Source organism: Nocardia sp. JMUB6875 (assembly GCF_041154655.1).
Taxonomy (GTDB): domain Bacteria; phylum Actinomycetota; class Actinomycetes; order Mycobacteriales; family Mycobacteriaceae; genus Nocardia.
Genome location: NZ_BAAFGR010000288.1, coordinates 1 through 6065, shown reverse-complemented (window position 1 = coordinate 6065; position 6065 = coordinate 1). Strand labels below are relative to the sequence as shown.

Genomic DNA, 6065 nt, shown 5'->3' with positions numbered 1-6065 from the left:
GGTGGGCGGCGTGCTCGGTGCGGATGCGGCGGAGGGCGGCGGCGGGGCCGCCTTCGAGGCCGTCGAAGAGGCGGTAGAGGGCGCGGCGGGACAGCATGCAGGCCTGGGCGATTCGGTCCACCGAGAGATCCGGGTCCGCGCACTCGGCGCGCATGAAGGCCAGGACGCGCTCGCGGGCCAGGGCGGTTCGGTTGGGCGGGGTGTGGCCGCCGGCCAGGCTCACCGCGGCGGCCAGCAGGTCCAGGGCGGGTTCGGCGAGCAGGGCCGCGCTGTCGGGTTCGCGCTGCTGGAGGTCGGCGAGGCGACGGAAGAAGCCGGAGACCACCGCGGCGGGTCCGGCATTGGGGACCGTGACGGCCAGCGGGACGTCCGCGAGCGTGAGGCCGCTGTGGTCGCGGAGCTGGGAGAGCGGGACCTGCAGAACCGTTTTCTCCCAATCGCGGTCGAATTCCCAGTGCAGTTCCCGGCTGCTGCCGAAGAAGACCATCTCGCCCGGTCCGATCTCGGCGATGCGGTCGTCCAGGTGCAGGCGTCCGCGGCCGCGGACGCAGATGCTGGCGAGCAGGTACTCGTCGTCGGCGCCCGCGATCAGCCGATCGGTCAGCCGAACCTGCTGGGGCGCCGATCCGACGGTGGTCACGTCGACCGCCCCGTAGCGCGCGTGGGTGATCGCGCCATGGAACTCGGGCGCTTCCAGCGGTGCCACGGCCAGCGGGAAGTACGTCTCGATCATCTGCGCTTCCCAGTGCTCGAAGGCCAGCTCCCGGGGCAGTTCCGGCCCGCTGCGCACCTCGAGCCTGCGCACCGCGGGCGCGGGGTCGATCTCCGAACTCATCGAACGCGAACGATCAACCGCCGCAACAGTCTTCGCGGCCCGGCACGGTGCGGACCTCACGGGTCTCGGCGTTGCGCGCGGCCAGGTCGGCATCGGCGGGATAGTCGACGGCGATGAGCGAAAGGCCGTGCGCCGGAGCCACTGTGACCGAGCTGGAGCGCTCGCGTTCGTTCAGCAACCCGGCGATCCAGTCGGGCGTGCGGCGGCCCTCGCCGACGGCCAGCACCCCGCCCACCAGGCTGCGGACCATGGACCAGCAGAAGGCGTCGGCGCTGACGTAGGCGGTGAGCAGATCGCCGTCCTGGACCCAGTCGAAGCGCTGCAGCTCGCGAATGGTGGTCGCACCCTCGCGACGGCGGCAGAAGGCCGCGAAATCGTGCAGCCCCAACAGGTTTCGGGAGGCCTCCCGCATGGCCTCGACATCCAGCCCGGATCGGACGGGCACGATGCCGCGGGCCTGCAACGGCTCCGCGCCGTAAGGGGCGGTGGTGAGCCGATAGGCGTAATGACGGCGAATCGCCGAGAAACGCGCGTCGAATTCGGGCGGTGCGAGCCGTACGTCCTTGACGCGGACGTCCTTGGGCAGGAACCGCGCCAGCCGGTGCACCAGCTTCGGCCCGTCCACCTCGGTGTGCGTATCGAAGTGCGCGACTTGCCCTTCCGCGTGCACCCCGGCGTCGGTGCGCCCGGCCACGGTCAGCTGGATCGGCTCGCGCTGCACCTTGCTCATCGCCTCCTCCAGCACGCCCTGCACGGTGCGCAGGCCGGGCTGGCGCGCCCAGCCGGTGAAATCGGTGCCGTCGTAGCTGATGTCCAGCCGTACCCGAATCGAAACCGGTTCGGGCGTCTGATCCTCCACGGTCACAGCGATCTCCTGGTTAACATGGAGAAAGCCCGCCGACCCGGAGGGGACGGCGGGCTCACTCATGTGCTCTCGACGTTCGGAGTTACTCCGCGTCCTTGGCCTCGGCGGCCGGGGCGTCAGCCACGGTCTCCTCGGCGGCATCCTCGACCTTGGCCTCTTCGGCCGGGGCCTCGGTGGCCTTCTGCGAAGCCGCGACGCGACGGGCACGATCGGCCTCGTTGGTCACGGTCTTCTCGCGGACCAGCTCGATGATCGCCATCGGAGCGTTGTCGCCCTTGCGGGGGATGGTCTTGATGATGCGGGTGTAGCCACCCTCACGACCCTCGAACGAGGGACCGATCTCCGCGAACAGGGCGTGCACGACGTCCTTGGAGCGGATCACCTTCATGACCTCGCGACGGTCGGCAAGGGTGCCGCCCTTCGCCTTGGTGACAAGCTTCTCGGCGTAGGGGCGCAGCGCCTTGGCCTTGGCCTCGGTGGTCGTGATGCGACCGTGCTCGAAGAGCGCCGTCGCCAGGTTGGCGAAGATCGCCTTCTGGTGCGACGCCGTCCCGCCGAAGCGGGCACCCTTCTTGGGCTTGGGCATTGTTTGAATCTCCTGTGTTGAAGGCCGATTCGGGGCGCTACACCCCGAATGACCTAAAGCTGTTCGGTCTCGGCGTAGTCCTGCTCGCCGCTGTCGGTGTCGCTGAACGAACCGCTGTCGCTCCAGGTGCCGCTCGCGGCGTCGTAGCCGACGACGGAGGACGGATCGAAGGAAGCCGGAGAATCCTTGAGGGACAGGCCGAGCGAGTGCAGCTTGACCTTGACCTCGTCGATGGACTTCTGACCGAAGTTGCGGATATCCAGCAGGTCCGACTCGGTGCGGGCGACCAGCTCGCCGACGGTGTGCACGCCTTCACGCTTGAGGCAGTTGTACGACCGCACGGTGAGATCCAGGTCCTCGATCGGCAGACCGAACGAAGCGATGTGATCCGCTTCGGCCGGCGAGGGGCCGATCTCGATGCCCTCGGCCTCGACGTTCAGCTCGCGCGCGAGACCGAACAGCTCGACCAGGGTCTTGCCCGCCGACGCCAGCGCATCCCGCGCGGAGATCGAGTTCTTGGTCTCGACATCCAGGATGAGCCGGTCGAAGTCGGTGCGCTGCTCGACACGGGTGGCCTCGACCTTGTACGTCACCTTGAGAACCGGCGAGTAGATCGAGTCAACCGGAATCCGGCCGATTTCCGCACCCGACGCCTTGTTCTGCACGGCCGGGACGTAGCCGCGACCGCGCTCGACCACGAGCTCGATCTCCAGCTTGCCCTTGTCGTTCAGGGTGGCGATGTGCATATCCGGGTTGTGCACGGTCACGCCCGCCGGGGGGACGATGTCACCGGCGGTGACGGTGCCCGGGCCCTGCTTGCGCACGTACATGGTGACCGGCTCGTCCTCTTCGGACGACACGACCAGGCCCTTGAGGTTCAGGATGATGTCGGTGACATCTTCCTTCACGCCCGGAACCGTGGTGAACTCGTGCAGCACGCCGTCGATGCGAATGCTGGTGACAGCCGCACCAGGAATCGACGACAGCAGCGTGCGCCGCAGCGAGTTGCCGAGGGTGTAACCGAAGCCCGGCTCCAGCGGTTCGATGGTGAACCGCGACCGGTTCTCGGACACGACCTCTTCGGTCAGCGTCGGTCGCTGTGAAATCAGCATTTCTTCCTCCTTCGAGCACCCACTATTTGATGCTCACGATTGGGAGCTGTTGCGGCCCTGAGGGACTCAGGGCCACAACCAGCGGTGCGCTTGACGCGCAACCTAATTACTTCGAGTAGTACTCGACGATCAGCTGTTCCTGGAGCGGAACATCGATCTGCGCACGCTCGGGGAGCTGGTGCACCAGGATGCGGAGACGACCCGGGACGACCTGCAGCCAGCCGGGGACCGGACGGTCACCGATGGTCTCGCGGGCGACCTGGAACGGCAGGGTGCCGGCCGACTTCTCCTTGACGTCGATGATGTCGTACTGCGACACCTGGAACGACGGGACGTCGACCTTCACGCCGTTGACCACGAAGTGGCCGTGCGACACGAGCTGACGGGCCTGACGACGGGTCCGGGCCAGACCGGCGCGGTACACGACGTTGTCGAGACGGGCCTCGAGCAGACGCAGCAGGTTGTCGCCGGTCTTGCCCTTCTGGCGGTTCGCCTCTTCGTAGTAGCGGCGGAACTGCTTCTCCATGACGCCGTAGGAGAAGCGAGCCTTCTGCTTCTCCTGCAGCTGCATGAGGTACTCGGACTCCTTGATCCGCGCGCGGCCGTGCTGGCCCGGCGGGTAAGGACGACGCTCGAACGCCTGGTCGCCTCCAACGAGGTCGACACGCAGACGACGCGACTTGCGGGTGATAGGGCCGGTGTAACGAGCCATTTTTCTACTCTTCCTTTCCCGCTAGACGCGACGCCGCTTGGGCGGACGGCAGCCGTTGTGCGGCTGCGGAGTGACATCGGAGATCGAACCGACCTCGAGGCCGGCGGCCTGGAGCGAACGGATGGCGGTCTCGCGACCCGAACCCGGGCCCTTCACGAAAACGTCGACCTTCTTGACGCCGTTCTCCTGCGCCTTGCGGGCAGCGTTCTCGGCGGCCAGCTGCGCGGCGAACGGAGTCGACTTACGCGAGCCCTTGAAACCGACGTGGCCGGAGGACGCCCAGGAGATGACGTTGCCCTCGGGGTCGGTGATGGACACGATCGTGTTGTTGAACGTGCTCTTGATGTGCGCGTGGCCGTGCGGGATGTTCTTCTTATCCCGGCGACGCGACTTCTGAGTCTTCTTCGGGCCAGCGGCCCGGCTCTTCGGAGGCATGCGCTATCCCTACTTCTTCTTGCCGGCGACGGTCTTCTTCGGACCCTTGCGCGTGCGGGCGTTGGTCTTGGTCCGCTGGCCACGCACGGGCAGGCCACGGCGGTGGCGGATGCCCTGGTAGCAGCCGATCTCGATCTTGCGACGGATGTCGGCCTGCACCTCGCGGCGCAGGTCACCCTCGACCTTCATGTCCGAGGCCTCGATGAAGTCGCGGAGCTTGGTCAGGTCGTCGTCGCTGAGGTCCTTCGAGCGCAGGTCCGGGCTGACGCCGGTCTGCTCCAGGATCTCCTTGGCGCGGGTACGGCCGATGCCGAAGATGTAGGTCAGCGCGATCTCCATGCGCTTTTCGCGCGGGAGGTCGACGCCCATCAGACGTGCCATGTTTGGCTTTTCCTTACTTTTGCGGAGGTCTGCTCCCTGTCCGTCCCCTCGTAGTGGGGCCCCGGCCTCCGTACCGGGGGTAGGCCGCCGTCCGTCCCCCTGAGGGACTCGCCGACGGCGACTGGAGCTGGGAGTTCTTCTTCATTGCCAATCCGAACCGCGATTCGGTGCTTGGCGGTGAATCAGCCCTGGCGCTGCTTGTGGCGCAGGTTCTCGCAGATCACCATGACTCGCCCGTGACGGCGAATCACCTTGCACTTCTCGCAGATCGGCTTGACGGACGGCTGAACCTTCACGTCAGATCCAATCTGGGTTGGTGTTCACTGGCCGTGAACACAGTTTTTCCCCGGCCGGTTTGACCGGGGAAAACCCGGGATTCGCATCCCGGAAGTCTGTTCGCACCCGCGAGGGTGACTCACTTGTAGCGGTAGACGATGCGGCCGCGGGTCAGGTCGTAGGGCGAGAGCTCCACGACGACGCGGTCCTCGGGCAGGATGCGGATGTAGTGCTGCCGCATCTTGCCGCTGATGTGGGCCAGAACCTTGTGACCGTTTTCCAGCTCGATCCGGAACATCGCATTGGGCAACGGCTCGATAACCCGGCCCTCGACCTCGATGGCCCCTTCCTTCTTCGCCATATCCTCCGCGATCCCGGTTAGGCTGAACCTGGTTGGTTCAAGCTCATTACGGCAGGTCGGCCCGAAGTTTCGTGGTGCATCACGGCCAACCCGGTGACATACTCACTGGAGGCGGCACGAAGACATGCCACAGCCACTATGTAAGTCACCAGCGGCCAAGCTTACCCGTTTCCCCAGATCCGGCCAAATACGGGTGCTGTGACTTGGCACTATCACGCGCGAAGTAGCCCCCGCTCGCCCCCACACCGGGCACGGCCTTGCCGAAGCTCGCTAAACTACGCCCTGTCCAGCAAGATCGGTCGAGCACCCGGGGGTAGATGTGAGTCGCGAGAACGACGGCCTCCCCATGCTCCCGCCCTGGCTGTCCGAGAGCGACGTCTCCGACTCCGGCTACGAGGCCCCCGTCCAGAACCTCCCCCACGACGACCTCATCCCCGAAAAGAAAAAGGGCGGCCGCCGCATCTTCGGCAACCGCCACCCCCGCAAGGGCCCCGCCGCGGAC

Annotated in this window: 10 protein-coding genes; 1 reads left to right on the top strand and 9 read right to left on the bottom strand. The window is 66.5% G+C overall.

What is annotated here, in order from left to right; all coding sequences use genetic code 11:
* The 9 genes from ACAM49_RS38155 to infA all read right to left on the bottom strand — a co-directional run.
* A partial coding sequence (locus tag ACAM49_RS38155; RefSeq protein ID WP_369640391.1) for a hypothetical protein occupies positions 1 to 835 on the bottom strand: 835 nt, incomplete at its 3' end.
* Between the two features lie 13 nt (positions 836 to 848).
* The gene (gene truA, locus ACAM49_RS38150; protein WP_369640390.1) at positions 849 to 1763 is read right to left on the bottom strand and encodes a tRNA pseudouridine(38-40) synthase TruA; all 915 of its coding nucleotides are present in this window, start codon (positions 1761 to 1763) and stop codon (positions 849 to 851) included.
* A gap of 19 nt (positions 1764 to 1782) precedes the next feature.
* Positions 1783 to 2286, bottom strand: a complete 504-nt coding sequence (rplQ, locus tag ACAM49_RS38145) for a 50S ribosomal protein L17 (RefSeq protein ID WP_369640389.1) — start codon at positions 2284 to 2286, stop codon at positions 1783 to 1785.
* Positions 2287 to 2339: 53 nt separating this feature from the next.
* Entirely contained in the window at positions 2340 to 3398 is a 1059-nt protein-coding gene (locus tag ACAM49_RS38140; protein WP_029923719.1) for a DNA-directed RNA polymerase subunit alpha, read from the bottom strand.
* Positions 3399 to 3504: 106 nt separating this feature from the next.
* Positions 3505 to 4110, bottom strand: coding sequence for a 30S ribosomal protein S4 (gene rpsD / locus ACAM49_RS38135; protein ID WP_369640388.1), 606 nt, complete (start codon positions 4108 to 4110; stop codon positions 3505 to 3507).
* Between the two features lie 21 nt (positions 4111 to 4131).
* Positions 4132 to 4545 (bottom strand): 30S ribosomal protein S11, encoded by a 414-nt coding sequence (gene rpsK, locus ACAM49_RS38130; protein WP_019045110.1) that lies wholly within the window; start codon positions 4543 to 4545, stop codon positions 4132 to 4134.
* Between the two features lie 9 nt (positions 4546 to 4554).
* Complete coding sequence (rpsM, locus tag ACAM49_RS38125; protein ID WP_040804564.1) at positions 4555 to 4926, bottom strand: 30S ribosomal protein S13; 372 nt, start codon at positions 4924 to 4926, stop codon at positions 4555 to 4557.
* Between the two features lie 182 nt (positions 4927 to 5108).
* Positions 5109 to 5222: a 50S ribosomal protein L36 gene (gene rpmJ / locus ACAM49_RS38120; RefSeq protein ID WP_033085975.1), complete on the bottom strand. Its 114-nt coding sequence runs from the start codon at positions 5220 to 5222 to the stop codon at positions 5109 to 5111.
* Positions 5223 to 5341: 119 nt separating this feature from the next.
* Complete coding sequence (infA, locus tag ACAM49_RS38115; RefSeq protein ID WP_040804562.1) at positions 5342 to 5563, bottom strand: translation initiation factor IF-1; 222 nt, start codon at positions 5561 to 5563, stop codon at positions 5342 to 5344.
* 319 nt (positions 5564 to 5882) lie between these two features.
* Between infA and ACAM49_RS38110 the strand changes: the two genes are divergently transcribed.
* Positions 5883 to 6065, top strand: a 183-nt coding sequence (locus ACAM49_RS38110) for a hypothetical protein (protein WP_369640387.1), incomplete at its 3' end; no start/stop codon positions are given.

Excerpts from the sequence above, each read along its gene's own strand:
- rpsD (WP_369640388.1), bottom strand. The coding sequence starts at position 4,110 with ATGGCTCGTTACACCGGCCCTATCACCCGCAAGTCGCGTCGTCTGCGT.
- truA (WP_369640390.1), bottom strand. The coding sequence starts at position 1,763 with ATGAGTGAGCCCGCCGTCCCCTCCGGGTCGGCGGGCTTTCTCCATGTT.
- infA (WP_040804562.1), bottom strand. The coding sequence starts at position 5,563 with ATGGCGAAGAAGGAAGGGGCCATCGAGGTCGAGGGCCGGGTTATCGAG.
- rpsK (WP_019045110.1), bottom strand. The coding sequence starts at position 4,545 with ATGCCTCCGAAGAGCCGGGCCGCTGGCCCGAAGAAGACTCAGAAGTCG.
- rpsM (WP_040804564.1), bottom strand. The coding sequence starts at position 4,926 with ATGGCACGTCTGATGGGCGTCGACCTCCCGCGCGAAAAGCGCATGGAG.
- ACAM49_RS38140 (WP_029923719.1), bottom strand. The coding sequence starts at position 3,398 with ATGCTGATTTCACAGCGACCGACGCTGACCGAAGAGGTCGTGTCCGAG.
- rplQ (WP_369640389.1), bottom strand. The coding sequence starts at position 2,286 with ATGCCCAAGCCCAAGAAGGGTGCCCGCTTCGGCGGGACGGCGTCGCAC.